The organism is Escherichia sp. E4385, from assembly GCF_963883145.1.
Classification (GTDB): domain Bacteria; phylum Pseudomonadota; class Gammaproteobacteria; order Enterobacterales; family Enterobacteriaceae; genus Escherichia.
Genome location: NZ_CAWOOJ010000005.1, coordinates 50394 through 77030, shown reverse-complemented (window position 1 = coordinate 77030; position 26637 = coordinate 50394). Strand labels below are relative to the sequence as shown.

The 26637-nt window shown below is 45.0% G+C and carries 21 protein-coding genes and 1 pseudogene; 18 read left to right on the top strand and 4 right to left on the bottom strand.

Features of this window, described 5'->3' with window-relative positions:
- Nucleotides 1-55 precede the first annotated feature (55 nt).
- From AACS80_RS06120 to cadA, 15 genes are all read left to right on the top strand, one after another.
- On the top strand, nt 56-769 hold the full coding sequence (locus AACS80_RS06120) for a flagellar basal body L-ring protein FlgH (protein WP_135410966.1): 714 nt from the start codon (nt 56-58) through the stop codon (nt 767-769).
- Nucleotides 770-780: 11 nt separating this feature from the next.
- The gene (locus AACS80_RS06115; RefSeq protein ID WP_135490166.1) at nt 781-1899 is read left to right on the top strand and encodes a flagellar basal body P-ring protein FlgI; all 1119 of its coding nucleotides are present in this window, start codon (nt 781-783) and stop codon (nt 1897-1899) included.
- A complete protein-coding gene (gene flgJ / locus AACS80_RS06110; RefSeq protein ID WP_240725719.1) occupies nt 1899-2849 on the top strand; it encodes a flagellar assembly peptidoglycan hydrolase FlgJ in 951 nt (316 codons plus the stop codon). The genes AACS80_RS06115 and flgJ overlap by 1 nt, the downstream gene beginning before the upstream one ends.
- Nucleotides 2850-2947: 98 nt before the next feature.
- Nucleotides 2948-4585: a flagellar hook-associated protein FlgK gene (gene flgK, locus AACS80_RS06105; protein WP_138183705.1), complete on the top strand. Its 1638-nt coding sequence runs from the start codon at nt 2948-2950 to the stop codon at nt 4583-4585.
- Between the two features lie 37 nt (nt 4586-4622).
- The gene (gene flgL, locus AACS80_RS06100; RefSeq protein WP_135490165.1) at nt 4623-5558 is read left to right on the top strand and encodes a flagellar hook-associated protein FlgL; all 936 of its coding nucleotides are present in this window, start codon (nt 4623-4625) and stop codon (nt 5556-5558) included.
- Nucleotides 5559-5655: 97 nt separating this feature from the next.
- Nucleotides 5656-7308 (top strand): methyl-accepting chemotaxis protein, encoded by a 1653-nt coding sequence (locus AACS80_RS06095; RefSeq protein WP_138183704.1) that lies wholly within the window; start codon nt 5656-5658, stop codon nt 7306-7308.
- Between the two features lie 175 nt (nt 7309-7483).
- Nucleotides 7484-8194, top strand: coding sequence for an RNA polymerase sigma factor FliA (locus tag AACS80_RS06090; RefSeq protein WP_445236441.1), 711 nt, complete (start codon nt 7484-7486; stop codon nt 8192-8194).
- Nucleotides 8195-8458: 264 nt separating this feature from the next.
- Nucleotides 8459-9349 carry a flagellar motor stator protein MotA gene (motA, locus tag AACS80_RS06085; RefSeq protein WP_135410971.1) on the top strand — a complete coding sequence of 297 codons (891 nt, stop codon included), beginning with the start codon at nt 8459-8461 and terminating at the stop codon, nt 9347-9349.
- Nucleotides 9350-9355: 6 nt separating this feature from the next.
- Complete coding sequence (gene motB / locus AACS80_RS06080) at nt 9356-10297, top strand: flagellar motor protein MotB (RefSeq protein ID WP_135410972.1); 942 nt, start codon at nt 9356-9358, stop codon at nt 10295-10297.
- Between the two features lies 1 nt (nt 10298).
- A complete protein-coding gene (cheA, locus tag AACS80_RS06075; protein WP_135410973.1) occupies nt 10299-12317 on the top strand; it encodes a chemotaxis protein CheA in 2019 nt (672 codons plus the stop codon).
- Between the two features lie 10 nt (nt 12318-12327).
- Nucleotides 12328-12837: a chemotaxis protein CheW gene (locus AACS80_RS06070; RefSeq protein ID WP_135410974.1), complete on the top strand. Its 510-nt coding sequence runs from the start codon at nt 12328-12330 to the stop codon at nt 12835-12837.
- A gap of 82 nt (nt 12838-12919) precedes the next feature.
- A complete protein-coding gene (locus AACS80_RS06065; protein WP_171021436.1) occupies nt 12920-14398 on the top strand; it encodes a methyl-accepting chemotaxis protein in 1479 nt (492 codons plus the stop codon).
- A 338-nt stretch (nt 14399-14736) separates the two neighbouring features.
- The gene (cadC, locus tag AACS80_RS06060) at nt 14737-16266 is read left to right on the top strand and encodes a lysine decarboxylation/transport transcriptional activator CadC (protein ID WP_138183702.1); all 1530 of its coding nucleotides are present in this window, start codon (nt 14737-14739) and stop codon (nt 16264-16266) included.
- A 370-nt stretch (nt 16267-16636) separates the two neighbouring features.
- Nucleotides 16637-17968: a cadaverine/lysine antiporter gene (gene cadB, locus AACS80_RS06055; RefSeq protein WP_135410977.1), complete on the top strand. Its 1332-nt coding sequence runs from the start codon at nt 16637-16639 to the stop codon at nt 17966-17968.
- Nucleotides 17969-18045: 77 nt separating this feature from the next.
- Nucleotides 18046-20178, top strand: a complete 2133-nt coding sequence (gene cadA / locus AACS80_RS06050) for a lysine decarboxylase CadA (RefSeq protein ID WP_135491320.1) — start codon at nt 18046-18048, stop codon at nt 20176-20178.
- Between the two features lie 795 nt (nt 20179-20973).
- On the opposite strand, the gene AACS80_RS06045 is transcribed toward cadA, so the two are convergent.
- Together AACS80_RS06045 and AACS80_RS06040 are read right to left on the bottom strand one after the other, a co-directional pair.
- Nucleotides 20974-21945 (bottom strand): ParB family protein, encoded by a 972-nt coding sequence (locus AACS80_RS06045; protein ID WP_240725810.1) that lies wholly within the window; start codon nt 21943-21945, stop codon nt 20974-20976.
- Nucleotides 21942-23147, bottom strand: coding sequence for an AAA family ATPase (locus AACS80_RS06040; protein WP_130224424.1), 1206 nt, complete (start codon nt 23145-23147; stop codon nt 21942-21944). The genes AACS80_RS06045 and AACS80_RS06040 overlap by 4 nt, the downstream gene beginning before the upstream one ends.
- Before the next feature lie 471 nt (nt 23148-23618).
- Between AACS80_RS06040 and AACS80_RS06035 the strand changes: the two are divergent.
- From AACS80_RS06035 to AACS80_RS06025, 3 genes and pseudogenes are all read left to right on the top strand, one after another.
- Nucleotides 23619-23941: pseudogene (locus tag AACS80_RS06035) on the top strand (omptin family outer membrane protease).
- 230 nt (nt 23942-24171) lie between these two features.
- Nucleotides 24172-24438 (top strand): type II toxin-antitoxin system TacA family antitoxin, encoded by a 267-nt coding sequence (locus AACS80_RS06030; protein ID WP_130209503.1) that lies wholly within the window; start codon nt 24172-24174, stop codon nt 24436-24438.
- Complete coding sequence (locus AACS80_RS06025) at nt 24426-24908, top strand: GNAT family N-acetyltransferase (protein WP_135410979.1); 483 nt, start codon at nt 24426-24428, stop codon at nt 24906-24908. Before AACS80_RS06030 ends, AACS80_RS06025 begins: the two co-directional genes overlap by 13 nt.
- 557 nt (nt 24909-25465) lie before the next feature.
- Here the strand turns inward: AACS80_RS06025 and AACS80_RS06020 are convergent.
- Both AACS80_RS06020 and AACS80_RS06015 read right to left on the bottom strand, forming a co-directional pair.
- Entirely contained in the window at nt 25466-25966 is a 501-nt protein-coding gene (locus AACS80_RS06020) for a DUF6622 family protein (RefSeq protein WP_130224418.1), read from the bottom strand.
- A 56-nt stretch (nt 25967-26022) separates the two neighbouring features.
- Entirely contained in the window at nt 26023-26529 is a 507-nt protein-coding gene (locus AACS80_RS06015; protein WP_339374553.1) for a helix-turn-helix domain-containing protein, read from the bottom strand.
- Nucleotides 26530-26637: the final 108 nt, after the last annotated feature.

The window sequence follows — 26637 nt, the reverse complement described above, 5'->3', positions numbered from 1 at the left end:
TTTGTGCCTTTAAGCCGCAGGTGGTTTCGCGGCTTTTTTTTCTTATGTGATCGTTATGACCTATCCGATTGACTCAGGGCGCTTATTCCGGCGTCAGTTAACGCATGTTGCTCTGGTGGCGCTTCTTTCCGGATGCGCGTATATCCCTCATAAGCCGTTAGTCGACGGTGCAACGTCTGCGACGCCACAGATCCCTTCTCGGGCTGCTAATAATGGCGCGATTTTTCAGCCAGGCGGCGTGATGAATTACGGTTTTCAGCCGATGTTTGAAGATCGTCGCCCAAGAAATGTGGGTGACACATTGACCATCGTGTTGCAGGAAAATGTCAGCGCCAGCAAAAGCTCGTCTGCCAATGCCTCTCATGGCGGATCAACGGGACTATCTTTCAAGACAATACCGCATTTCATAGAAGGATTGTTCGGTGGCGATCGGGCTAATGCGGATATCAGCGGCAAGAATGAGTTCTCGGGTAAAGGCGGGGCGGCAGCCCGTAACACCTTTAGCGGTACGCTCACCGTCACGGTTAGTGATGTTCTCGCCAACGGCAACTTGCGCGTGGTTGGAGAAAAGCAAATCGCTATAAATCAGGGTACAGAATTTATCCGTTTCACTGGTGTGGTTAACCCGCGCACGATTAGCGGCAGTAATACGGTTGTTTCCACACAGGTTGCTGATGCACGTATCGAATATGTTGGTAACGGTTATATCAACGAAGCAGAGCAAATGGGCTGGTTACAGCGTCTGTTCCTGAATCTTTCTCCGTTCTAAAGGTATCGGCGATGAATCGTTTTTTTTGGCATAAATTTACCCGTCTGACCGGCCTTTTATTGTTAATTATGCTCTCCCTGTCGGTCAGGGCGGAGCGTATCCGTGATTTGGTTTCTTTGTCAGGTGTGCGCGGTAACTCTCTGATGGGGTATGGCCTTGTCGTCGGTCTGGATGGTACTGGCGACCAGACCATGCAAACCCCGTTTACGACTCAGACGTTGAACAACATGCTTTCGCAACTGGGGATTACAGTCCCACCCGGTTCGAGTATGCAGTTGAAAAACGTCGCCGCGGTAATGGTGACAGCGGAACTACCGCCTTTTGCCCGTGCTGGTGAAAAATTTGATGTTGTCGTCTCGTCTATGGGTAACGCAAAAAGCTTGCGTGGCGGCACCCTGCTTATGACACCGCTGAAAGGTGCGGATAATCAGATATATGCGCTGGCGCAGGGTAATTTGCTGGTTTCTGGCGCCGGAGCGCAGAGTCGGGGAAGTCGCGTACAGGTGAACCAGCTTAATGGTGCACGCATTACCGATGGAGCAACTGTCGAACGCGAAGTGCCGATGGATTATGCCAACCAGAGTCAGTTAAAACTGCTGCTTAACGAGAGTGATTTCTCTGTTGCCCAGAAGATCAGCGATACCATTAATCGCCGTTTCTATTCCGCTGCCGTGGCTGAAGATGCGCGGACAGTAAAACTGTATGCGCCAAGTGATGCGGCTGGCAGAGTCCGTTTTCTGGCATCTGTTATGGATTTGTCACTACAGGCTGGTTCCGGAGATGCCCGTGTCATTATTAACTCGCGCACCGGATCAGTGGTCATTAACCGCCATGTCACGCTTGATACTTGTGCCGTTGCCCAGGGCGATCTGAGTGTGGATATTTCCCATACCAGCCAGGTGAGTCAACCTGACACACCATTCGGTGGCGGAGAAACGGTAGTTGTGCCGCAAACGCAAGTCTCTATTCGTGAACAAGGTGGCTCTCTGCAGCGCGTCAACACCAGTGCCGATTTAAGCCACGTAGTACGTTCGCTGAATAGCCTCGGCGCGACGCCGAATGATTTGATGGCGATCCTGCAAGCAATGAATGATGCCGGTTGCCTGCATGCTCGTCTGGAGGTTAATTAATGAACAGCCTGTCAATGATATCTAATGGTGCCGCATTTGATGAACATAGCCTTGACGGGCTTAAGCGGGACGTAAAAAGTAATTCGGCAAATGGTCTGAGAGCCGCGGCACAACAGCTTGAAGGGCTGTTTGTACAGATGATGCTGAAAAGTATGCGTGATGCCTCGTTGGGAAGCGGGGCGATGGATTCACAACAGTCCTCGATGTTTACTTCGATGTTCGATCAGCAAATTTCGCAGAATATCGCGCAAACGGGGAAACTCGGCTTTGCGGATCAGATGGTCGCCCAGATGGGCGGCGGTCTTCATCCGCATACCGCCACTTCTCAGCCGTATGTTCCGTCCTCGTCGCATTTTAATGCGGCGCTGCCTCATTCACCGGTGCATCCTTTCTCGCTATCGCAATTAGTGCCTCGTTCTGTTCGGGAACTACCCGAAACAGCGCTACGGGAAGGGGGCGGTTTTATTTCACGCCTGCTGCAACCTGCTCTGGCCGTTGCCCGCAAAAGTGGCATTCCGCATCAACTTATTATTGCGCAGGCCGCACTCGAATCAGGCTGGGGAAATCGTGAAATTCCAACGCAAAGCGGCAAACCTAGCCATAATCTGTTTGGCATAAAAGCGTCGGCTGACTGGCACGGTGAAACAACGGAAATAACCACCACGGAATATAAAAATGGGGTGGCTAATAAAACTAAAGCACGATTTAAGGTTTATCCCTCTTATACAGCGGCGCTGGAGGATTACGCGTCATTACTGGTTAATAACCCGCGTTACCGACATGTTTGTGATGCAGTAAAACCAGAGGCGGCGGCAAAAGCACTTCAGTCGGCAGGTTATGCAACTGACCCTTCATACGCACATAAATTAATCAACATTATTCAACAGGTTAAAGGTCGGGCCGAGCATGCCGTGAATGCATATACCACAGACCTTTCATCAATATTTTAAATACAGCCTTTAGGGAATTACCTACAGGCCGATTTATTAATAAAGCAGCGTTTTTATAACTTAAACATTTTAATCAGCGTCGACATAGCAGGTACTTTATGAATTTATTCTATCTGGCTCAGAACGGATTAAGCGCGGCGCAATGTGCCCTTAATGTCATTGGAAACAACATGACGAATGCCGTAACGCCAGGGTATAGCCGAGAGAATGCTCTGCTTGGTGAAGCGGGCGGGAAGTCTACAAATTATGGCTTTTTTGGCTATGGTGTGGCCGTCGATGGTGTTCAGCGCATGTACGATGGATTCCTGAATGATCAGGTACGTGGCGCAACAACAGAATTTACCACCTTGCAGGGCCGTTATCAGCAGGTCAGCCAGATAGATGACATGTTAGGGAATGATACAAATAACATTTCCACGACATTTGGCAATATGTTTACGGCGATGGAAGGGGTCAGTAAAAATCCGACCGATCCTGCTGCGCGTCAGGGCGTATTGTCACAATTTAATGCTCTTGCTAATCAGTTTCGTTCCAACAGCAAAACCCTGAACGGTCTTGATAAAAATACCAACACGCAAATTAGTCAAAGTGTTGACGATATCAACTCTTGTACTACTCAGTTAGCAGAACTGAATGCGGAGATTGACAAGATTCATGGTCAGACGGGGGGTATGCCTTCCGATCTGCTCGATGAGCGCGATCAACTGCTAAGTAAACTGAGTACGCAGATCGGTATTAAAGTAACGGAAAATAAAGAGACGGGGACTGTAAATGTCTCGATGCAAAATGGTATGTCACTGGTTAACGGTAGCAAATCCAGCAATTTAAAAGTCAGTCCGTCAGATAAAGATCCGACTCAGATGAAAGTGGATTACATTGATGAAGCCGGTAATGCTCAGCCGCTGGATGAAGATGCCACCACAGGTAATCTCGGCGGTTTGTTTAAATTCCGTAATACCGACCTGGTGGATGCCCGTAATAAGCTTAATGAGTTAGCGCTGAAAATGGCGTCGAAATTCAATGAGGTCAATAAAGGCGGTTTTGATCATAACGGAAATGCCGGTGGCGATATTTTTAGTATTGATGCTCCGCAGGCAATAGGTTATGGCTCCAATGGTGGCAATGCTTTCCTGGGGGTGAATGTAGATAACCCTTCAGCGGTGAATGCCGAGGATTATACCATTACCTGGAATGGCACTTCTGGTGCCTGGGAAGTTAAAGACAGTACTGGTAAATCTGTTACGACAACTGCGGGTCCGGGGGGGGCTCTCTCATTTGACGGCATCACTGTGACGCCGACAGGGACACCAAAGGATGGTGACAGTTTCACTTTGAATCCTGTTTCCGGCGCGGCAAGCAGCATGAAGGTGGCGATTACCGATGGTGATGGTATTGCAGCTTCCAGTTCGGCAGATCCGACAGATGAGGACAACAACGAAAATATCAAGAAGTTGATGGATCTTAAAGATGAAGACGTTGTTGGTGATAAGTCCATGACAGACGCCTATGCCGACCTGGTAAGCTCTGTGGGGTCGACGGTGAGTACCCTTGAAGGGGAACAGGATACCGCCAGTAATGCCCACGACCAGTGGCTGCTGCAGCAACAGGCCGTCGCAGGGGTAGATATGAATGAGGAATTCGTCAATTTGCAGATGTTTTCTCAGTATTATCAGGCCAATGCCGAAGTGCTTAAAACAGCTAATAGTCTTTTTGACACATTGCTAAACCTTAAATAATACGTAACTGACAATATTCTATTTTGAGATAACCGTTATGCGTCTTAGCACCAGTTTTTTGTATCAGCGTCAGTTAGACAGTATGTCTAAAGCCATGAGTAATTATAATGATATCTCTGAGCGTCTTGCATCCGGTCAGAGTCTATTGAAACCGTCTGATGATCCGAACAAGGCATCGCAGGCGCTGTCGTATCAAAATCAGCTTTCGCGTATAGACGAATTTGGTACCGCGAGAACATATGCCCAGGATGCACTTGGACAAGAAGATACCAAGCTGACATCTATCTCAGGAATACTGACCGACGATCTGGCCGGAAAAATTGTTCAGGCGGGATCTGAAACGTACAGTAAAGCGGACCGCGAAGCGCTGGCAACAGAATTAGCCGGTATCCGCAGTCGTTTGATTGACCTGGGGAATAGCAAAAACAGCGATGGTCAGTACATGTTTGCGGGCTATAAAACGGGTTCTGCACCGTTCAAAGATGATGGTACTTACGTGGGTGGCACGACTGCAATGACGCAGAATGTCTCCGACAGTGCAAAAATGGACGTCAGTACGACAGGTAATGAGCTTTTCCCGACTGATGCGGCAACAGGGAATAATCTCATGCAATCCTTACAGAAAACCATTGACGCGTTAAATAATCTACCGGAAAACCCGACGGACGCTGAACGTAAAACGTTTGAAGCGACCCTTGCGCAAACCAATACAGATGTTCATAAAGCCATTGATAATATTGGTAAAATACAGGCTGGCGTAGGTTCAAGCCTGCAACAACTGGAAACGCTCGGAAGCAGCGCAGATACACAGGCGATTACCATCGAGAGTCGACTGGAAGAATCAACGGGTGCTGATATGGGTAGCATGAGCGATATGATAACTAAATCGAAAATGGCTGAATTTGCCTTAAATTCATCCATGAGCGTCTTTCAGACAATGCAACAGCTTTCTATATTCAAAATGTTTGCGTAAATATTTAAGCATAACTTGTTTATAGATTGATTAAATATAGCTGTTATTGCAGATAACTATTTACCAGTAAGGGTATTTTTACTTTGGCTAAGAAATTATGTTAAAACATTTTAAAATTGCAACCTGGATGAATATCCTGTTGGGTGGATTCATCTTATTTCTCGTACTGATATCCGGTCTAAGTTATTTTAGCTCAAGGAATGCGACAGATAATTTTAGACGGGCAGTCTTATCTCAGGAACGAAATGAATCCCTGATGACGGCTGCTATCTATACTCTGGATAGTTTCAGTGGAATTAATTCGCTGATGATGCATCATTTTACCAAACAAGAAATTACTCAGGATGAAGTGGATTCTTATCGTGATGTATTAAGTAAAGCACGTAAATTAATTAGCCAGTTTATGGATAAACCATTCGACTCTCAGGAAGAGCATAACCGGGCACTGGCTGTCAAAAAAAGCTTTGATGATGCTCTGGACAGAGAAACCAAAAAAATGGAATACATCTCTCATCCGGAGGATTATCCTGGAAATATCGTTGCTGACGATATGGGCGTGCAGCAGGCATTACGCGCCAGCATTGAGGCTTATCTGGATGAAGCCGCCAGTACTACCAGCAAGTTTAATAGCGAGTCAGACCGAGAAACCCAAAGAATGACTACCATCTCGGTGATCACGCTAATACTGGGCCTGTTTATATTTTTTATTTCTCGTATGTGGTTAAAACGTAACGTTTTTAATCGCCTTGAGACAGCAAAAGATACATTCAGAAAAATCGCCAGCGGAGATCTGAGCCATCAGACAGAAATTGGTAATCTGAATGAAATCGGCTTAATGCTGGCGGAAGTTGAAAAAATGCGAGTATCGCTTACGGAAACTGTTAATGGTATCCGTGACGGCGTGAAGCATATTTACAGCAACGTTCATGAAATTGCTAATAGTAACAATGATTTGTCTTCACGCACGGAAGAGCAAGCTTCTGCGCTCCAGCAAACTGCTGCCAGTATGGAAGAACTCAAAATTACCGTTCGTCAGAATGCCGATAATGCTCACAGCGCCAAGCAACTTGCGGAAAGCGCCAGTATTAGTGCACGCAGCGGAGGTGATGTGATGAACAGGTTAGACGGGATTATGCGTGAAATATCAGATAGTTCCCGTCAGATTGGCGACATCAACGGCGTGATTGACAGCATTGCGAATCAGACCAATATCCTGGCGCTGAACGCGGCAGTAGAAGCTGCGCGTGCAGGTGAGCAAGGGCGTGGATTTGCCGTTGTTGCCGGTGAAGTTCGTAACCTGGCTAAACGTAGCGCAGATGCGGCAAAAGAGATTCGTTTACTTATCAATACCTGTGTCGCCAATATGAATACCGGTTCTCAGGAAATGGTTGTCGCTGGGGACTCGATGAAGGAGATCGTAAAATCTGTCATTCAGGTTACTGATATCATGGGAGAAATTACATCAGCTTCTGATGAGCAAAGTATCGGCATAAGCCAGATTGCACAGGCAATCAATGAAATGGATCTGGTTACGCAACAGAATGCGGCGATGGTAGAGCAGGCTGCTAAAACTACCAGTGATGTCGAAACGAATGCCGGTGAACTCGATAATATGGTTTCTTCTTTTGTTATTGAAGAAGATAATGATAAACGTTCCTGGAATGTTAAAAAACAGGTTAGAAAACATTTATTACCTGATATGACGAAAAAAACGCCCGTTCAATCGGATGATGCGTGGGAATCGTTCTAATTTAAAATAATAGTAAGACACATATCAGGATAATTATTTGGTAGATAGAAGGTTTATTTATCTTTGAATATTGAAGTCCTGATATGTTTCACTTTAATCGCTTTTATCAAGCTATGTGATTACAGGGAAATGTCGAATAATAAACCTTCATTGAAATAATATGGAATATGGCAAAGTGAAGGGGTTATATAATTTGGCAGTAACATATGATAAGAGTGATTTATGGGCGCAATTTGGCGGGTTAGTACGCAACGAAGCTCTTAAATTGCAAGCTCGACTTCCTGTTGGTGTTGAACTGGATGACCTGATGCAGGCCGGTGCAATAGCAGTAATGAACGCAATTGATCAGTTTGATCCTAGTATGGGCGTGAAACTGAAAGTTTTTCTGGCGCAGCGTGTTCGCTGGGCGTTCATTGATGAACTGCGGGAGAGTGATTGGGCGCCGCGCCGCATACGGCGAAAATCGCGCGAAGTTAGTGCAGCGATTGCCCGTGTGGAACAACGAACCGGGAATGCAGCGACAGAACAGGACGTCGCGGCGGAACTGGAAGTGTCGCTGCAGGATTACCAGACCATTTTACAAGAAACAAACTCAAGCCTGATATGTTCGCTTGATGAATTGATGGAGGATGGGGCAGAGGGGTTTGAACTTTCTGAATTTCAAACAGATGAGGCAAATCCTCTGAATGATATTCTCCGCAAAAATCTTATGCAGAAAATTAGCGAAGAAATTCAGCACTTACCTGAGCGGGAGCAGTTTCTATTAAACCTGTATTATCAGCAGGAACTTAATATGAAAGAAATTGGACTTTTGTTATCCGTTACAGAGACACGTGTCAGCCAATTACATAGTCAGACAATCAAAAGATTAAGGGCAAGGCTTTAAATGCATGCAGATATTAACAACCTGCAGTAATTTGATGTCCTAAGGCTGGTCATCCAGTTACAGTATTATCTAATAATGTGATTGTCGTACTTCCTGTACAGATATACAGCCATGAGCATTTGCCTTCGTGATATTATTACCACGATAGAGATTTTCTAATTGAGGTTGTTTACTCTGCCGTCGGGATGTTCGGTAGTTTTTCATTGTAGTGAACATCTTTGTCAGCCTTTTCATATCAGGTATGACCGATAGTAAGGAGCGAACATGCTTGTTTTATTAGGGTACTTTGTTGTTTTTGTAACTGTTTTTGGTGGTTATGTCCTCGCTGGAGGATATCTGATGTCATTATATCAGCCTACCGAATTTTTGATAATCGCTGGCGCAGGACTGGGCGCATTTATTGTTGGTAATAACGGAAAGGCTATTCGATCAACTATAAAAACATTTCCTGTCTTATTTCGTGCAAAGGTTCTTTATCCGAAAGAATGGTACATGGATTTGATGGCCATGATGTTTTTGCTGCTAAATAAAGGCCGCCAAAAAGGACTAATGTCGCTGGAAAAGGATATTGAAAACCCTGAAAGCAGTGATATTTTTTCTTCTTATCCTCGCTTATTGAAAGATAAAATTGTGATGAACTTTCTGGTTGATTACCTGAGGTTGATGATCAGTGGCAGTATGAATGCCTTTGAAATGGAATCTTTAATGGATGAGGAAATTGAAACCTGTGAAATGGAATATGAAACAACGGTTCATAGTCTGCAAACCGCAGGTGATGCTTTACCGGCTTTCGGTATTGTGGCGGCTGTTATGGGGGTGGTAAACGCCCTGAGTGCAGTAGATAAGCCTGCCGGGGAACTTGGTGCTTTAATAGCCCATGCGATGGTTGGTACATTTTTAGGGATCCTGCTAGCTTATGGTTTGATCCTTCCTTTGGCATCTTTGCTACGCCAGAAAAGTGCCGAACAAATAAAAATGCTTCAGTGTATTAAAACCACGTTGCTGTCTTGTATTCATGGTTCTGCGCCGCAAATTGCGGTTGAGTTTGGGCGGAAAACGCTATTTACCAGTGAACGTCCAGGCTTTGCCGAGTTAGAGGAGCATGTTCGCCAGGCTAAATATTCAGCCAATAATCCTACCTCATTTCACAGGTAAGGCGTCATGAAGAATAAAGGGACCGGTAATGTTGTTATAGTAAGACGGTCAGGTAATAAAAAAGAAGGTCTACACGGTGGTTCATGGAAAATCGCTTATGCGGATTTTATGACCGCCATGATGTCATTTTTTCTGGTTATGTGGTTAGTTTCTTCTTCCACGCCAGAGCAGCGTCATCAGCTTGCCGAGTATTTCAAAATGCCTGTCAGTACTGTCTATGGTGAGAAAAGTAATCTCAGCCAAAATTTTATTCCTGGCGGAGGTAAGGAGGCTTTTCAACATGTTTTGTTGCAAACGCAACACAATCAACAGCAGCCTTATTATACGGGAAATACAGCGTTGAAGCATGCAGAGACAAGTCTGCAAAATATAATAAAAACGGATAGCCGTCTGAACAACTTCCGTTCAAATTTACGGTTATCATTGACCCTGAATGGCCTGTTGATACAGATAATGGATAGTCAGGAACATCCGATGTTTAAAGTCGGTAGCTGGACACCAGAACCCTATATGGTTGGAATTCTGGAAGCATTGGTTCCGATCCTGAATCAATTACCTAATCACATAATGATAACCGGACATACCGATTCGTTGGCTTATGCTGGCGGTGAGAAAGGGTACAGCAATTGGGAACTTTCAGTCGATCGCGCCAACGCATCGAGAAGGATACTTATTAGTCGTGGTCTGGAAATCGGTAAATTCCTTCAGGTTGTTGGTGATGCTGACAGTATGAATCAGCCCGGGACTGCGAAAGACGATCCCGTTAACCGTCGAATCAGTATCCTCGTGATGAGTGAAGAGAAAGAAAAAGAAATTATGAATGAGGATAAGTTGCTTAACAGTGATGAGACAGGAAATAAAATTTCTGTACTATCCGCTAAACCTGACATAGCAAATCTTCCGTTAAACCCTAAGTCCGTAAATCCGGTTCAGGAGAAGACGAAATAAGATGGATATCAGCGATTTTTATCAGACTTTCTTCGATGAAGCCGATGAGTTACTGGCGGATATGGAAGGGCATTTGCTCGATCTTGATCCTCAATCGCCTGATAAGGAAAAGCTTAATGCTATATTTCGGGCCGCTCATTCGATTAAAGGCGGTGCGGGGACATTTGGTTTTACCATTTTACAGGAAACTACACATATTCTGGAGAATATTCTGGATGATGCCCGCAGCGGAAAACTCCAACTCAATGAGAACATTATAAACCTTTTTTTGGAAAGCAAGGATATTATGCAGGATCAACTTGATGCATATAAATCTTCTCATACGCCGGATGAGGACACCTACCGATATATTTGTGAGGCGCTGCGACAGTTAGCGCTTCAATCCAGTGAAGATGCTGTAAAGAGCAATAATCAATCCGAGCCGAAAAAAGAAAGTAAACAAGATACTGGCCCTGGGAAACATCATTTAAATATTACCCTTACGGAGCTAAATGAAAAGGATTTCGAACCTCTTATTGCGGAACTAAAAAATCTTGGTACGTTACAGGATCTTAAAATAGAGGAAAGTAACCTGCAGGCTTGTATGCTTACGACTACCACTGCAGATGATATTTTGGCAGTGTTGTGTTTTATTCTGGAACCGGAACAAGTCATTATTGATGTTTGTGATGAAGATTCTATAAAAAATGCCAGTCTGGATGCAGACAGTATTCCACAAGAAACTCAAGATAATGGGTTTTCTGCTCCCCCCAGTTCTCCGACTGGTGGTGCGCCTGCGAGAAAACTGCGTGGTGCAAGTGAATCCCGTAAACAAAGTGCCGAATCTGGTAGTATCCGTGTCGCCGTAGAAAAAGTAGACCAGATAATTAATCAGGTCGGTGAACTCATTATCACCCAGACCATGTTGACACAGTTATCTGCGGGGCTGGACCCAGCCCACTACGACGCGTTGATTAACAGTATTACGCAACTCGAACGTAATGCGCGGGATTTGCAGGCATCTGTCATGTCTATTCGTATGATGCCGATGGAATATGTCTTCAGCCGTTTTCCTCGTTTGGTTCATGATCTTGCCAATAAATTAGATAAACAGGTGGAGCTGACGTTGTGGGGCGGTTCTGCGGAACTGGATAAAAGTTTAATCGAGCGCATTATCGATCCTCTTACCCATCTGGTACGCAATAGTCTGGATCATGGTATTGAATCGGTTGATGTTCGACGAGCTAATGGCAAACCTGCGACTGGCAGCCTGACGCTGTCGGCTGAGCACCATGGCGGCAATATTGTTATCGAGGTCGTGGATGATGGTGCCGGACTCAACAGGAAAAAAATCCTTGAGCGCGCTCGTGCACAAGGGGTTGCCATTGGCGATAACCCCAGTGATGAAGATGTCTGGATGCTCATTTTTGCGGCGGGATTTTCCACTGCAGAGAAAGTCACTGATGTATCTGGTCGTGGCGTTGGTATGGATGTGGTGAAACGGAATATTCAGGATATGGGTGGTCATGTGACAATCCATTCGGAGCAGGGTCGCGGGACCACTATCCGGATAATATTGCCTCTGACGCTGGCAATTCTGGACGGTATGTCTGTACGCGTTGGGTCAGAAATTTATGTTCTCCCTCTTGGCGCGGTGATGGAATCGCTGATGTTAATGGAAATGCCGTTAAACAGAATGTCCGGCGGCGAGCTGGTATTGAAGGTCAGAGAGGAATATCTGGCGCTCATAGAACTTAATAGTCTTTTTGGTATTAAGAGTGATTTGCAGAGTGTAAATGAAGGCATTGCGGTCGTCGTACAAAGTGCGGGTATTCGCTATGCGTTACTGGTTGATCAACTGATCGGCCAGCATCAGGTCGTCGTCAAAAATCTCGAGCAAAATTATCGTAAGGTACCAGGAATTGCTGCCGCTACAATTCTGGGGGACGGCAGCGTTGCTATGATTCTGGATGTTGCTGCGCTTTATTCGAAAAAAGCAATATCCTCTGCAATAGCTGATTCTGGTAAGATTCTCAATTAAGGGAAATATTATGAAATTCACAGATAACGAAAAACAAACGGCAAAAGAAAATGTCGGTAATGAGTATTTGATTTTTACTCTGGGGCAAGAAGAGTACGGAATCGAGATATTAAAAGTACAGGAAATTCGAGGCTATGAGCGAGTTACCCGTATTGCAAATACACCTGATTTTATTGCCGGTGTAACAAACCTTCGCGGTGTTATTGTGCCAGTGGTCGATTTTCGCGTGAAATTTCATCTCGATACTGTCGTGTTTGGTGAAAACACCGTGGTTATCGTGTTAAGCTTTTCCAATAAAATAGTGGGAATAGTGGTCGATGGCGTCTCTGATGTGCTTTCTCTGTCATCAGAGCAGATTCGTCCAGCGCCTGATTTTAGTGGCGCAAAATTGGCGACAGATTACTTGCTTGGCTTAGGTACGCTTGATTCCAGAATGCTGATTCTTGTAGATATTGAAAAATTGCTCAATAGTGAAGAAATGCAATTGGTTGAACGTGCTGCAGAAAATGTAGTTGACTGAAAATGGTACTTTAGTCGTTTTCATGCTTATAGGTTAGGTGCATATGATTTGTTTCTTAAAAAAATACAAGAAGCCCGTGTTTTTGTTTGAACAACTCTCATTAAAAACAACATTTATTATTGCTGTTTCTTTTATTGTTATAGCTTTTACCATATCGAACGCCTTAATGTTATATCACTTTGTTGAAATTAAGAATAACGTGTTCAGGCTAACGACAGGTGTAGAAGAAATTAATACATTGTCCAAATCACGACAAGCACTTGAGCTTGTCGTTGAACAATGGGATTACCGCGATAATGGTAAATCATTACACAGCATGGAATCTGCAAAAAAATATTTTAACGATTATATGAATATCGTTGCTGATGCACATGAAAGAGTAAAACAAATCAATCCAATCAGTGATGCTTTTAAAAAAGTTGAAGATGCAGTTCGTTCAGGGCGGCTAAGTGAAGTGCAAAAAAATCTGGATAAATTTGTTGATTATGAAAGTGCATCAGATGATTATGTGTATAAACATGATGTCCCAGAGGCTAAGGGTTTTATTAACAGTCTGATAACTAACGCTTATTATGTAAGTGTGATCTCTTTTTTATTTTTGGTGATATTGTCCGTTGCATGCTGGTCATGGTTAAAAAATAATGTATTTTCACGGTTTGAGTACATCAAGGAATGTTTTTCTTTAATTTCTAATGGCGAACTTAATCATACCTTAATCATTGGTCAGAAAAACGAAATTGGCGAGGTTATTGAACAACTGGATACTATGCGGCTTAATTTAAGCGATATTATTACTACGTTTAAAAATTCAATTACGCTAATTAGTGACAGTACTGATAAAATGAAGCATGGAAATAGCGACCTGTCGACCCGAACAGAGGAGCAAGCTGGTGCGTTACAGCTTACGGCAGCCAATATGGAAGAAATCAGTATGACGGTAGCGCATAATGCTGATAACGCCAAAAAAGCTAATGAATACGCCAGTGTCGCAAATACGACTGCAAAAGAAGGCGTTACGGCAGCGAAAGAAGTAACGGAAACCATCCGCACGATCGAACAGAGTGTTAATAAAATATCTGAAATTAACAAAGTTGTGGATGGTATCGCCCGGCAGACATATATTCTGGCGCTTAATGCCGCTGTTGAAGCAGCAAGGGCCGGCGACCATGGCCGTGGCTTTTCCGTTGTTGCCAGTGAAGTACGGCATCTGGCTCAAAACAGTGCCAGTGCAGCAAAAGAAATTAATGAATTGATAGCTACAGCAGTTACACATGTCAGGACAGGGAATACGCTTGCCAACAATGCGGGTAAGACGATTAATGAAATGGTAGGTGCCATTTATGATGTTAATAGCATTATGAATGATATCTCACAGGCGTCTGAAGAGCAGAATAAAGGAATTCAGCAGGTTGCGTATGCACTCACTGAAATGGATACAGTGACGCAACGTAATAGTGCATTGGTGGGAGAATCTGAGACCATTGCGTTAGATCTGCATGATCAGGTAAGACAATTACAGGAAATGATTTCATTCTTTAAACTACCGATTAATAATTTTTGATTACACATTATAAAATTCAGATACAGAATCTGACAAGAGATTATCTCTGTCATCTTGTTTCTGTCTTGTGATAAATATGGCTTTGTTCTTCTTTTAAAACTCTCCTCCTGGAATTTTGTTTCGGGTGGATGTTTACCATGGAAGTGGGGGATCGGATTTATGCGAGGTTTTTATATTTACCCAAGGTAAACACCTGAATTGATTTTGTTAAATATCTTAATTCTGGTTCTTTTTACCACAACGTAAACTAATTTCATAATTAATAATATGGAAACAGATACAACAATTGAAGAGGGTGCTAATATCTGCATATAACAAGTGTTTTTTGGAGCTAATTTATGCAGCAACCTGTCGTTCTGGTGGGTGAATGGTTAGTCAGTCCTGATGTTAATCAAATAAGTCGTAACGGACGGCGGATAACACTCGAACCGCGATTAATTGATCTTTTGGTTTTTTTGGCTCACCACCCCGGTGAGGTACTTACGCGTGATGAGTTAATTGACCATGTATGGAAGCGAAATATCGTCACCAGTCACGTTGTAACGCAAACTGTTTCGGAGCTACGCAAGTCCTTAAAAAATGGCAATGAAGATGACAATCATGAATACATCATTACCATTCCCAAACGTGGATATAAACTTACAGCGCCGGTTACATGGTGCTTAGAAGAAGGGGAGCTGAAGGCGTCATTATCTCCTGAACAGCCTGGTATTGTTTCAGATACGCCACCACCGGCTAATTCCTCCTCCTTTACCGCACCCCGGTTGTTTGAAGATAAATCACATAAACATTTTCATTTCCGCGTTTTTTTTGTGTGGGCCATCTTTTTACTGGCCGTCCTCAGCTGTGTATTTATGGTTGCAAAAACAGCAGTTAAAGCTAATTTAACGACGATGAATAATCAGCTTCTCCTGAATCCACTTGATATTGATATCAACCTGGTTAATGGTAATGCCTGTAATAACTGGAATTTACAGATTTTTTATGCTGTTGGCTTAGGAAGCCTGGTGACATCTGCACTGAACACTTTTTCTAACTATATGGTGCATGACAAAATGAACTACAGTGGCAATGTTGCAGGTAATTCCGGCAAAACGTTAACGTTGGAATTTCTCAATCAACGTCATTATCGTGCTCAGCAATGTTTTATGTCTGTCCGCCTGGTCGATCATGCGAACGGGGAGGTTATGCTGGATAAACGTTACTTCATTACCGGAGGAAATGAGGTTGCGATCCAGAATGATTTGTTGAGCAATTTATCATTTGAGCTCTCTTTGCCCAGGTCGGATAAAATGACGGAAATGATAAGCCATTATCAGCCGATTAAAAGTCAATCTCTGGCGCACTTTTATGAGGCACATCAGTTGCTAATGCAGGGGGATGCCGGTTCGTTAAATAAGGCGAGTGAAATACTTGAAGATGTTGCTAAAGAGTCACCGGAATTTACCTATGTCAATGCCGAGAAAGCCTTAATAGATATTTTCCGCCATACGCAGCAGTTGCTTGATGATACACAGCTAAAAACATTGTATGAAGCGATAGAGAAAATTAGTAACATCAAAGGAATCAACGAGTTGTCGATTTACTATCAGATTAAAACTGTCGATTTGTTAGATCGGGGCAACGTGGACGAGGCGTATCGGACGATTAATATTGGGATCAAGAATGAACTCTCCTGGTTAAATTACATACTGTTAGGTAAAGTCTACGAAATGAAAGGTGAAAATCGTCTTGCCGCTGATGCCTACATTACTGCATTTAATTTACGTCCTGGTGAAAACACGCTGTACTGGATTAAAAATGGTGTCTTTCAGACATCTATTAAACGCATTGTTCCCTATCTTGATAGTTACTCTTCTCCAGAATAAATAAAACCTTATCATATTTTTCCGAAGGAATATGATAAGGTGCTTTTATCTTGTTCCCCATCGATATTGTATATTTATCTCAATCCATTTTGAGTAAGTATAATTCCGGTTTTACTTTCCCCGCTACATTTCTAAAGCAATGATAGTTAAAGATATTTATTTTTTGTTGATAAGTATAGATGATCATGAAAACTCATGTATTCGCCTAAAAACATCACTTATTTATCACTTATTTATTACTTATTATTTATTCATTTTATCTTTATGACTTCATTTTCCTGAATCAGTAACCTTTTCTGTAGTCGGTCATGTAGCAGAGACGTTCATATGCTGGCGTGTACCTTCAATATTAAATTCAGGAGATAAAAATATGAGTTCTGCCAAACAGATCGGGCTATTTGCCTGTACTGGCGTGGTAGCCGGTAATATGATGGGAAGCGGGATTGCATTATTACCCGCGAATCTTGCCAGCATTGGTGGTATTGCCATCTGGGGATGGATTATCTCTATTATTGGCGCTATGTCGCTGGCTTATGTCTATGCCCGCCTGGCGACAAAAAACCCGCAACAAGGCGGCCCAATTGCTTATGCGGGAGAAATCTCCCCGGCATTAGGCTTCCAGACAGGGGTACTTTATTACCATGCTAACTGGATCGGTAATCTTGCTATTGGTATCACCGCAGTTTCTTATCTTTCTACCTTCTTCCCTGTATTAAATAATCCAATTCCGGCCGGTATTGCCTGTATTGCTATTGTCTGGATCTTTACGTTCATCAACATGCTTGGTGGTGCGTGGGTTAGTCGTTTGACAACTATTGGTCTGATGCTGGTGCTGATTCCTGTCGCACTGACTGCCGTTATTGGCTGGCACTGGTTTGATCTGGCGACTTACCAGGCGAACTGGAACACCTCCGGTACGACTGACAGCCGCGCTGTGATTCATAGCATTCTGCTCTGCCTGTGGGCTTTCGTTGGTGTTGAATCTGCTGCGGTGAGTAGCGGTATGGTGAAAAATCCAAAACGCACCGTTCCGCTGGCAACCATGCTGGGAACAGCAATGGCCGGTATTGTTTATATTGCTGCGACTCAGGTCCTTTCCGGGATGTACCCTGCAGACCGCATGGCTGCGTCTGGCGCTCCGTTCGCCATTAGCGCCGCGACGATGTTTGGCGGCTGGGCCGCGCCAGTGGTTTCTGCGTTTACTGCTTTTGCCTGTCTGACGTCTCTCGGTTCCTGGATGATGTTGGTTGGTCAGGCGGGTGTTCGTGCGGCAAACGACGGCAACTTCCCGAAAATTTATGCTGATGTTGACAGTAACAATATTCCTAAAAAGGGCCTGCTGCTTGCTGCGGTGAAAATGACCGTCCTGATGGTGTTGATAACCGTGATGAACTCTACCGGTGGTAAGGCTTCTGACCTGTTTGGCGTACTTACCGGGATCGCAGTGCTGTTGACCATGCTCCCTTACTTCTACTCCTGTGTTGATCTGATTCGTTTCGAAGGCGTCAACCTGCGTAACGGCGCCAGTCTGATTTGTTCGGTGCTGGGGTGTGTCTTCTGCTTTATCGCCCTGGCAGGCGCTACGTCTTTCGAACTGACCGGTACATTTATCGTCAGTCTGATAATCCTGATGTTTTACGGTCGTAAATTGCACCAGCGCGAACATGCTGCTGACGACGTTAGCAGCGTAGACACCCACTAATTCCCTTCCTTTCTCTGTGCTCCTCTCGTTCTCCCTCAACGAGACGGGAGGAGCCAGCTCTATCAGGAGATATAAATATGAACGTTATCGCGATAATGAATCAGATGGGTGTTTACTTTAAAGAAGAGCCTATCCGTGAATTGCATTGTGCCCTTGAAAAACGGGGCTTCCAGGTTGTCTATCCAAACGACCGTGAAGATCTGCTGAAGCTGATTGAAAATAATGCTCAACTTTGCGGCGTGATCTTCGACTGGGATAAGTACAATCTTGCGCTGTGTGAAGAAATCAGCGCCATGAATGAGTACATGCCACTGTATGCGTTTGCAAATACTCACTCTACCCTGGATGTCAGCCTGAACGAGCTGCGTATGCAGGTGCGTTTCTTCGAATACGCGCTGGGCGCGGCAGAAGATATCGCCTTAAAAATCAAACAAAACACTGACGAATATATCGATACCATTCTGCCGCCACTGACCAAAGCCCTGTTCAAATATGTTCGTGAAGGTAAGTACACATTCTGTACCCCTGGTCATATGAGCGGTACGGCATTCCTGAAAAGCCCGGTCGGTAGCATTTTCTATGACTTCTTTGGTGCAAACACCATGAAGTCAGACATCTCCATCTCGGTATCTGAGCTGGGATCTCTGCTGGATCACTCTGGTCCGCACAAAGAAGCGGAAGAGTATATTGCTCGCGTGTTCAACGCTGAACGCAGCTATATGGTCACCAACGGTACCTCAACCGCTAACAAAATCGTCGGTATGTATTCCGCTCCGGCGGGTAGTACCGTGCTGATTGACCGTAACTGCCACAAATCGCTGACCCATCTGATGATGATGAGCGATATTACGCCGATCTACTTCCGCCCGACCCGTAATGCTTACGGTATTTTAGGCGGTATTCCGCAGAGCGAATTTCAGCATGAAACCATCGCCAAACGCGTGAAAGAAACTCCGAATGCCACCTGGCCTGTACACGCTGTCATTACCAACTCGACTTATGACGGCCTGCTGTACAACACCGACTACATCAAGAAAACGCTGGACGTAAAATCCATCCACTTTGATTCCGCCTGGGTGCCTTACACCAATTTCTCGCCAATTTACAAAGGTAAATGCGGGATGAGCGGTGGTCGTGTTGAAGGTAAAGTGATTTACGAAACTCAGTCTACGCATAAATTGCTCGCGGCGTTTTCTCAGGCATCCATGATCCATGTGAAAGGGGATGTTAACGAAGAGACGTTCAGCGAAGCCTATATGATGCACACCACGACTTCACCGCACTACGGTATTGTCGCATCGACGGAAACTGCTGCGGCAATGATGAAAGGAAATGCCGGTAAGCGTCTGATTGATGGCTCTATTAATCGTGCAATCAGGTTCCGTAAAGAGATTAAACGCTTAAAAGGCGAATCGGACGGTTGGTTCTTTGATGTCTGGCAGCCAGAGCAGATTGACCAGGTTGAATGCTGGCCGCTCAATTCTGACAACGGCTGGCATGGTTTCCAGAACATTGACAACGAGCATATGTATCTGGACCCGATCAAAGTCACTCTGCTGACGCCGGGTATGACGAAAGATGGCACGATGGACGATTTCGGTATTCCAGCTAGCATTGTGGCTAAATACCTTGATGAGCACGGCATTATCGTTGAGAAAACCGGTCCTTATAACCTGCTCTTCCTCTTCAGCATTGGTATCGATAAAACCAAAGCTCTGAGCCTGTTGCGTGGTCTGACCGAGTTCAAACGCGCCTTTGATTTAAACCTGCGTGTGAAAAACATGCTGCCGTCACTGTATCAGGAAGATCCTGAATTCTATGAAGACATGCGTATTCAGGAGCTGGCGCAGAATATTCATAAACTGATTTCTCACCATAATTTGCCAGATCTGATGTATCGCGCGTTCGAAGTTCTGCCAGAAATGGTGGTAACGCCGTATCGTGCATTCCAGAAAGAACTGCATAGCGAAGTGGAAGAAGTTTATCTTGATGACATGGTCGGTCGCGTGAACGCCAATATGATCCTGCCGTATCCTCCGGGTGTACCGCTGGTGATGCCTGGCGAAATGATCACCGCTGAAAGCCGTCCGGTACTGGAGTTCCTGCAGATGCTGTGTGAAATTGGCGCGCATTATCCGGGATTTGAAACCGATATTCATGGTGCGTATCGTCAGGCCGATGGTCGTTATACCGTGAAGGTACTCAAGTAATTAAAGTGACAAGTTGATATAACAGTTTATTTCCTTCTGTCTTATATCGATCCATTGGAAGGGGCCGGTGAATACATGCTGTCGTTCACCGGCTTTATTTTTTCCCGCTGCTCATTCCTCTTTAGCAATATTCTCAATATCTCCTGGCCGTTAAACTAAGGCCAAATCCTGATGGTTTTCTCTTACGCTGAGTGTCAGTATGTGATAGTGCGCATACTACAAAAAAGTTAATTTCGAGAAGAAAATTAAACATAATTAAGAAATAAGATAAAAACTTTCTTTTCACCCAGAAAAGTATTGTAGATAAATGTTGCTCTGTAAAAGATATACCCGCTATTAACCAGCACAGAAAAAGGAGAAGCAAGATGGAAGGATATGAGATTATGTTCAGCAACCGAAAAATTAAGTTTAGTCATCAGGTATCGATAAGTTTGTTACTCGGCGTTATCGGTTTTTTTGTTGTCATAGCAGGAATAGTTCTGTTGTGGCACAATTATAATTCATAGTAATGCCTGAGTATTTCGTTTCACCACCAGGTATTTGACTGCTGATATAACTGATGTGAAGGGTAATTCATTTTCCTGCACGTCAGTTCGTTGAATTATCTGATGTTAACGGGATATTTTTTGATGAAATTGTCAGCAACATCAGGTTATTACATGAAGTAAGCGTTTACATCTACATAAATCTGTAGGCCGGATAAGGCGTTTACGCCGCATCCGGCAGGAAACTACGTCGGGCTAAATAGCCATTTTGCCATTACCGCGCACATTCATGATGTCCGCGCGAAAACACCTACTCAAGATGTCTGGCGAGCACGTCATTAATTGACTGCTCCAGCTCGTCCATAACTTCTTTTGTCAGACGATTAAATTCAAAAGAGATTGTTCGGCCATTAACGCGTTTACGCGCGTATCGGTCTTTGTCATCAAAAGCCCACAGCGAAACCACCTTCGCTTTCTCTTTTTTAGGCAGCGAGATCAGCAAAGACGATTTTTTCTGAATAAGCTTTAGCAGCTTATTTTTAATCTCATCTTCCGCAAGGCCACCTTCGCTCAGAATAAGATCAATATCTTCTGAAATTTGTTCGATCAGCGTGCTCAGTTCGACATTTTTCTCGGCGAGACTTTCGTCCACCGCCGCCAGTAATTTGTAATCGGAAAAATGAAGTTCTGACTGCACAGGGAACAGTGAAACCAGCTCCTGCGGAACGGAGGCTGCCTGCATGGCGCGGGAGACTTTGGCCGGTGACAGTTTTTCCTGTGCGGCTATCTGTTTCTGATTCAGACCAGACGCTTTAAGCGCCATCAGGCGTAACCCGACTTCACGAAGGTTATGTTCTTTCGCCGTCTGAATATCTGCCGCCAGTTTACGGGCCTCATCGGCAGATACCGTTGAAGTGGTGACCAGCACTTTCAGCGGGGTATGGCACAAAATTGCCGCCGCGCGTCTGCGGGAACCATCAATAATTTCCACGCCGTCTTCCCGCTCAATGCCGATACACGGGAAAAACTGTTGCAGGCGGAGCGTACGGGTAATGTCTTTCAGGGACTCGCTGGTCAGCGAAGTCTGATCGCGGCCATTGATCTCCTGAATAACATACGTCCCATTTTCAACCTCGTTGGCCGGGATGGTGCGCAGCGAAAAAGTAACATGACGCCCAGTGGAGAGGGTAAAGATTTGCTCCTGAGATGGTCCGCCATCATCCTCGTGCAGTGCAGGGGTTTTGAAGGTACGGCCTATGGTGACTCTCTTGGCGCTCATCATACACCTCCATTGGTTCTGATAAATTCAATGCGGTCGAAGACTGCCCGGGCGAAATCTTCGGCGGCGTGGCGGGCATTTTTTAATGCCTCACTGCTGCCAATATAGGTGGCTGGGTTTGCCGAGACAACGGTGTCGAAAGACTCACCACAACGCTCAAAGCCATCCAGTCGCGGTAATGCGACATCAAGCATGTCGCCGCCAAAAATTTCTTTCGCCAGGCTATGACAAAGCTTATGGTCGGCCTTATTCGACAGTTTTGACATAAAGCCGATATTGCCTTGCAGATTACACTTCATGCCGGATTCATTAATAATTTCAACCAGTTCAGGGAGCCTGGTTAAATATTTCAGCGTCGAGTGGAAATCCACCTGCGCAGGCGGAACCGGTGTTAACAGCAGATCGGCTGAAGCGATAGCATTTTTGAGAAACGCGTCAAGGTGTGGGCCGCTGTCGATAAAGATGAAATCGTAATCTTTGCGCAGTTTATCAATCACATTCTCTTTCAGCACCGCGTGAACATTTTGCCCCGGCAGGTGTTCGGCGCATAACTCATCCCAGCGTGAGGCGATAAACGCATCTTCAATTGAGGCTGGCAGCACGTCCACGCCCGGCACAATGGAAGGCACGATAAATTCTGAGAGCAACTCTTCACGCGACACATTTTGCAGCATGGCCTGTGCGGATGTGGCATCTACCATGCCAATGGCCCGGGTATGGTTGAGGAACATGGTTGCTGAAGACTGCGGATCGAGATCAACCACCAGGATGCGTAAGTCTTCATAAAGCAGGTGAGGGTGGGTGCGTAGCGCATGGGCCAGAGAAACGGTAGAAACCGTTTTAGACACGCCACCTTTCAGGTTGCCGATGAAAACGGCAAATGCCGATGGATAGCGGTCGCGATATTTGGGAACCCCACGGTGATGGTAAATGTCGATAATGTTCTGAATCGACATGGCGTACTTGGTGGAGCTACCAGCGGGGCGCTTATCAAACACATAGCCGCTTTCTTCCATCTCGTTGACGGCGTAGTCCACGCTGGCGCGCGTGAGACGGGGCAGCCGGGCAAGCGCCGCCTTGGCATAGACCTGATAAAACTTGTTTTCCTGCAACTCTTCTTTCTGTGACTGAATTTGTTCGGTAAGAGAAAACAGCATTTTCTCTGAACGTTGCGCAACTTTTAACAGATGGACAGGCGTATCCATGATTTTCTGCCTTTATGCTGAAATGATGAATTTCGTCAAGAATGCTACATACAAGTGGCAAAGTAAACATTTCAGATGCAATAAGGTAAAAATAGCGGGTTGTGTCTCACTTATCCGCTGAGTAGTGAGCGTCTCTGGGCGTTATTCGCCAGATCGGAGCGGGACAGAAGGGCGAGTTATGTCGTGCTGATGACGTACATAAAGCGTCCGTCTGGATAATATCGTTGTTGCGTTGCGTTCAACCTGATGGAACTCTGATAGCACTATTTTCAGTCAATACGCGTCAGGGCTATAGCCCAAAAACATCGGTAATATCAGGGTATTTTTGATAAAAAAAGCCTGCGCAATAAATGTTGCGCAGGCCATTGGTACGACAGAACCTTTTATTTACAGAGAATAACTCCAGTAAATAAACGGATAAATACCCTTCGGCGCGAATGTCATACCATTGGTTACCAGCAGAAATACCGGGTGCCTTACTTAGGGCTGACGGGGAAATATGTTTCAGTCAGTGGGTAGAAGCTCGCGACCACGATGAGCATTACATGCGTGACCTGAGTTTTAACGAAAGTGCCAGTAACTCAAACTATTACTCAGGTACTATCAACGCGGGATATAACATTACTTCCCAGGCTCGTGTCTTCACTGAATTGAGCTGGACGCGTTTCTCTGAAGGCAGGGGAGACTCAACTGTGCATGATAAAGTCACAGGTGACTCTGAACATTACAATGATGCTGCAGGTATTCAAAATTATAACTACGCCATTGGCGCAGGGATTGAGTACTGCTTCTGATGGTTAAATGCGTCTTCGGGGGGCAGTAAACGCCCCCGAATTTAAATAAAAATTACGTAGTTACAACATCCTGATAATTTACCCATCCGTTGCAGCAGTCGTCTTGCCAACATTAAGTACCTTTAGTCAGTAACACTCCGGTGAAAAATTCAGTTATCCGCTATGTATAGCAATTGCTACACAGCAATAATCTGCTATGCTGTATAGCAAATGCTATACGGAGTGTTACCATGAAATCAGATGTCCAACTCAACCTTCGCGCCAGAGAATCCCAGCGGGCGCTGATAGATACGGCAGCAGAAATTCTGCATAAGTCGCGCACGGATTTTATCCTCGAAATGGCTTGCCAGGCCGCAGAGAATGTCATTCTTGAACGCAGGGTATTTAATCTGAACGAGGAGCAGTATGCCGAGTTTATCGATATGATCGATGCGCCGGTGGAATCTAACCCAGCATTAGAAAAACTTCTGGCAAGGAAACCACAGTGGGATTTGTAACTCAGCCTGAACCTTTATCTAGTTCTCATCAACTTGCGGAGTTTGTTAGCGGTGAGGCTGTTCTGGATGAATGGTTAAAACACCGGGGGTTAAAGAATCAGGCGCTTGGGGCTGCGCGGACGTTTGTTATCTGCAAGCAAGAGACAAAACGTGTAGTTGGTTATTACTCACTCGCAACCGGTAGTGTGAATCACATCGAAGCAACGGGAAATATTCGCCGTAATATGCCTGACCCCATACCGGTGATTATCCTGGCTCGTCTGGCGGTCGATCTTTCGTTCCACGGTAAAGGACTGGGCGCCGATCTGCTTCATGATGCGGTGTTGCGATGCTACAGAGTCGCTGAAAATATTGGTGTTCGAGCCATTATGGTTCATGCACTTACTGACACTGCCCGACGTTTTTACCTGCATCATGGTTTTAAAGCATCACAAACGCAGGAGAGAACGTTGTTTCTCCGACTGCCGTGATAATGGCTTCTTTAACTCGGGGAAAGGGCAATATCGGAGAGTAAAAGGTCCGACAGAGGGGGCAGAAAATATGCATACCGAAGTTCATCAGACACTGTATTTAACATAATGTTTGTTGTGTGCACTTTAAAATCAATAAGTTACTTATTTATGCGATTCATTGTACGCACTTAGGCATGGCTTGCGATAAATGTCACTCGGCCCCAGTCAGTTAACAGAACAGCAATATAGAACATTAAGCGCGATAGATCAGTTATAGACGCGGACGGCGCTGTTGAGTGTCTGCTGTGAAGCAGACATTTAATTAAATAAATGACGGGTTAACGATATTGCTCGTTCTCCACGGTTTCCGGATTTTAAGCAAAGCTTTTTGTAAGTTATCAATTGTCACAGATCCAAGAGCAATCCTACAACGCTTATAGCGTTTATGCCTTGGGGTATACCCTAACTGTGCGACCACCGCTTACCACAAGCGAAAATTTCAGTTTCATCTGGCGTGAGCCAACAACAATGGATAGCGGGTCCGTTGGGTTTCGATCACAGGTAGTTACGGTTAATCATCTTCTGCTGTACCAAGGGATGAAAAGTCTCAGGGTTCCTCCCCAGAATACGCCATCAATAAGTCCTGTTACACCGCCAAATAACATACAAAAACTTGCGGATGACCGTAATCCCGGTTGCAGATAAATGGCTGAAGTAAGTATGAACTTCATGCAAAAAGTAATCACAATCAGCCCCAGGGTCAGCGGCGTCCCAGCCCTGATAATCATGCCCGGATTATCTGAATCTCTCAGCGGTGGCTGTAAGCGCCACAACCTGTATCCAAGAGCGGTACCTGCGAGCAGTCCTGCTGCCATCATTGAAAGGCTTGCGCCAGCAAGTGCTGTCTCAGTGATAACACCATATGCCCCCCAGACAAGAAAAAGCACTGGGAGAAAAAACAACCGCCTGATTGTCATCTCCCGGACATAAAGAGCAGCAAAGCCGCGTCGCAGTAAAAAAGCCAGCAGGATCCATACCCAGACAGGTGTATCTCTTAAAAAGATTGCAATATTCATAAGTTGTCCCAGTTACGAAAGTTAATCTTTTTCAGTACAGGTCAATCGGCACACCATTACTTTTCAGTGGTATTGTTATTCGATATTTTATTTCCTGACCGAAGAATTTTCTGCAACCTGCGTTGTTGCCATAAGGCGATTTTCCCTCGCATGATAAACACGCGTATTCCCCTGAGTATGACAAGTCCTCCCCATATAACAGCTACCACAACGGACCAGTAACTTTCCGGGGTAAATAGATAGTTAATTATCATTAATGCTGTGCATACCAGAACAGCAGTAACCAGAATCCGATAAAACCGGGTTTCCTGTCCTACCTGAATTTTGGCTTCGCTGATGCGTTCATCAAGAGCCTGGCTGGCAACGTAAGTCTCTTCCGAGAGATCAGAAACATTTATATCAAAGGCTGAAGCGATCGCACTGAGTGTTTCCAGACTCGGCTTCTGGCCTTTTTCAGTTCGCTGCACAGTCCTTACAGAAAGAGAGGCGACTTCAGCCAGTTGTTCCTGCGACCATGCCTTTCTCAGACGATATGTTTTCACCTTTTCAGCAACAGTCATCATTGTTCCCGTTCTCTGCAATGTTTGTGACAATAATACTTGCACATCAGTCCGGCACCGTATACGACACCACCATGACAGCAAGTCGACACGCCAGTGTCATAAGGTCGG

Excerpts from the sequence above, each read along its gene's own strand:
- AACS80_RS06120 (WP_135410966.1), top strand. The coding sequence starts at position 56 with ATGACCTATCCGATTGACTCAGGGCGCTTATTCCGGCGTCAGTTAACG.
- AACS80_RS06115 (WP_135490166.1), top strand. The coding sequence starts at position 781 with ATGAATCGTTTTTTTTGGCATAAATTTACCCGTCTGACCGGCCTTTTA.
- flgJ (WP_240725719.1), top strand. The coding sequence starts at position 1,899 with ATGAACAGCCTGTCAATGATATCTAATGGTGCCGCATTTGATGAACAT.
- flgK (WP_138183705.1), top strand. The coding sequence starts at position 2,948 with ATGAATTTATTCTATCTGGCTCAGAACGGATTAAGCGCGGCGCAATGT.
- flgL (WP_135490165.1), top strand. The coding sequence starts at position 4,623 with ATGCGTCTTAGCACCAGTTTTTTGTATCAGCGTCAGTTAGACAGTATG.
- AACS80_RS06095 (WP_138183704.1), top strand. The coding sequence starts at position 5,656 with ATGTTAAAACATTTTAAAATTGCAACCTGGATGAATATCCTGTTGGGT.
- motA (WP_135410971.1), top strand. The coding sequence starts at position 8,459 with ATGCTTGTTTTATTAGGGTACTTTGTTGTTTTTGTAACTGTTTTTGGT.
- motB (WP_135410972.1), top strand. The coding sequence starts at position 9,356 with ATGAAGAATAAAGGGACCGGTAATGTTGTTATAGTAAGACGGTCAGGT.
- cheA (WP_135410973.1), top strand. The coding sequence starts at position 10,299 with ATGGATATCAGCGATTTTTATCAGACTTTCTTCGATGAAGCCGATGAG.
- AACS80_RS06070 (WP_135410974.1), top strand. The coding sequence starts at position 12,328 with ATGAAATTCACAGATAACGAAAAACAAACGGCAAAAGAAAATGTCGGT.
- cadC (WP_138183702.1), top strand. The coding sequence starts at position 14,737 with ATGCAGCAACCTGTCGTTCTGGTGGGTGAATGGTTAGTCAGTCCTGAT.
- cadB (WP_135410977.1), top strand. The coding sequence starts at position 16,637 with ATGAGTTCTGCCAAACAGATCGGGCTATTTGCCTGTACTGGCGTGGTA.
- cadA (WP_135491320.1), top strand. The coding sequence starts at position 18,046 with ATGAACGTTATCGCGATAATGAATCAGATGGGTGTTTACTTTAAAGAA.
- AACS80_RS06045 (WP_240725810.1), bottom strand. The coding sequence starts at position 21,945 with ATGATGAGCGCCAAGAGAGTCACCATAGGCCGTACCTTCAAAACCCCT.
- AACS80_RS06040 (WP_130224424.1), bottom strand. The coding sequence starts at position 23,147 with ATGGATACGCCTGTCCATCTGTTAAAAGTTGCGCAACGTTCAGAGAAA.
- AACS80_RS06030 (WP_130209503.1), top strand. The coding sequence starts at position 24,172 with ATGAAATCAGATGTCCAACTCAACCTTCGCGCCAGAGAATCCCAGCGG.
- AACS80_RS06020 (WP_130224418.1), bottom strand. The coding sequence starts at position 25,966 with ATGAATATTGCAATCTTTTTAAGAGATACACCTGTCTGGGTATGGATC.
- AACS80_RS06015 (WP_339374553.1), bottom strand. The coding sequence starts at position 26,529 with ATGATGACTGTTGCTGAAAAGGTGAAAACATATCGTCTGAGAAAGGCA.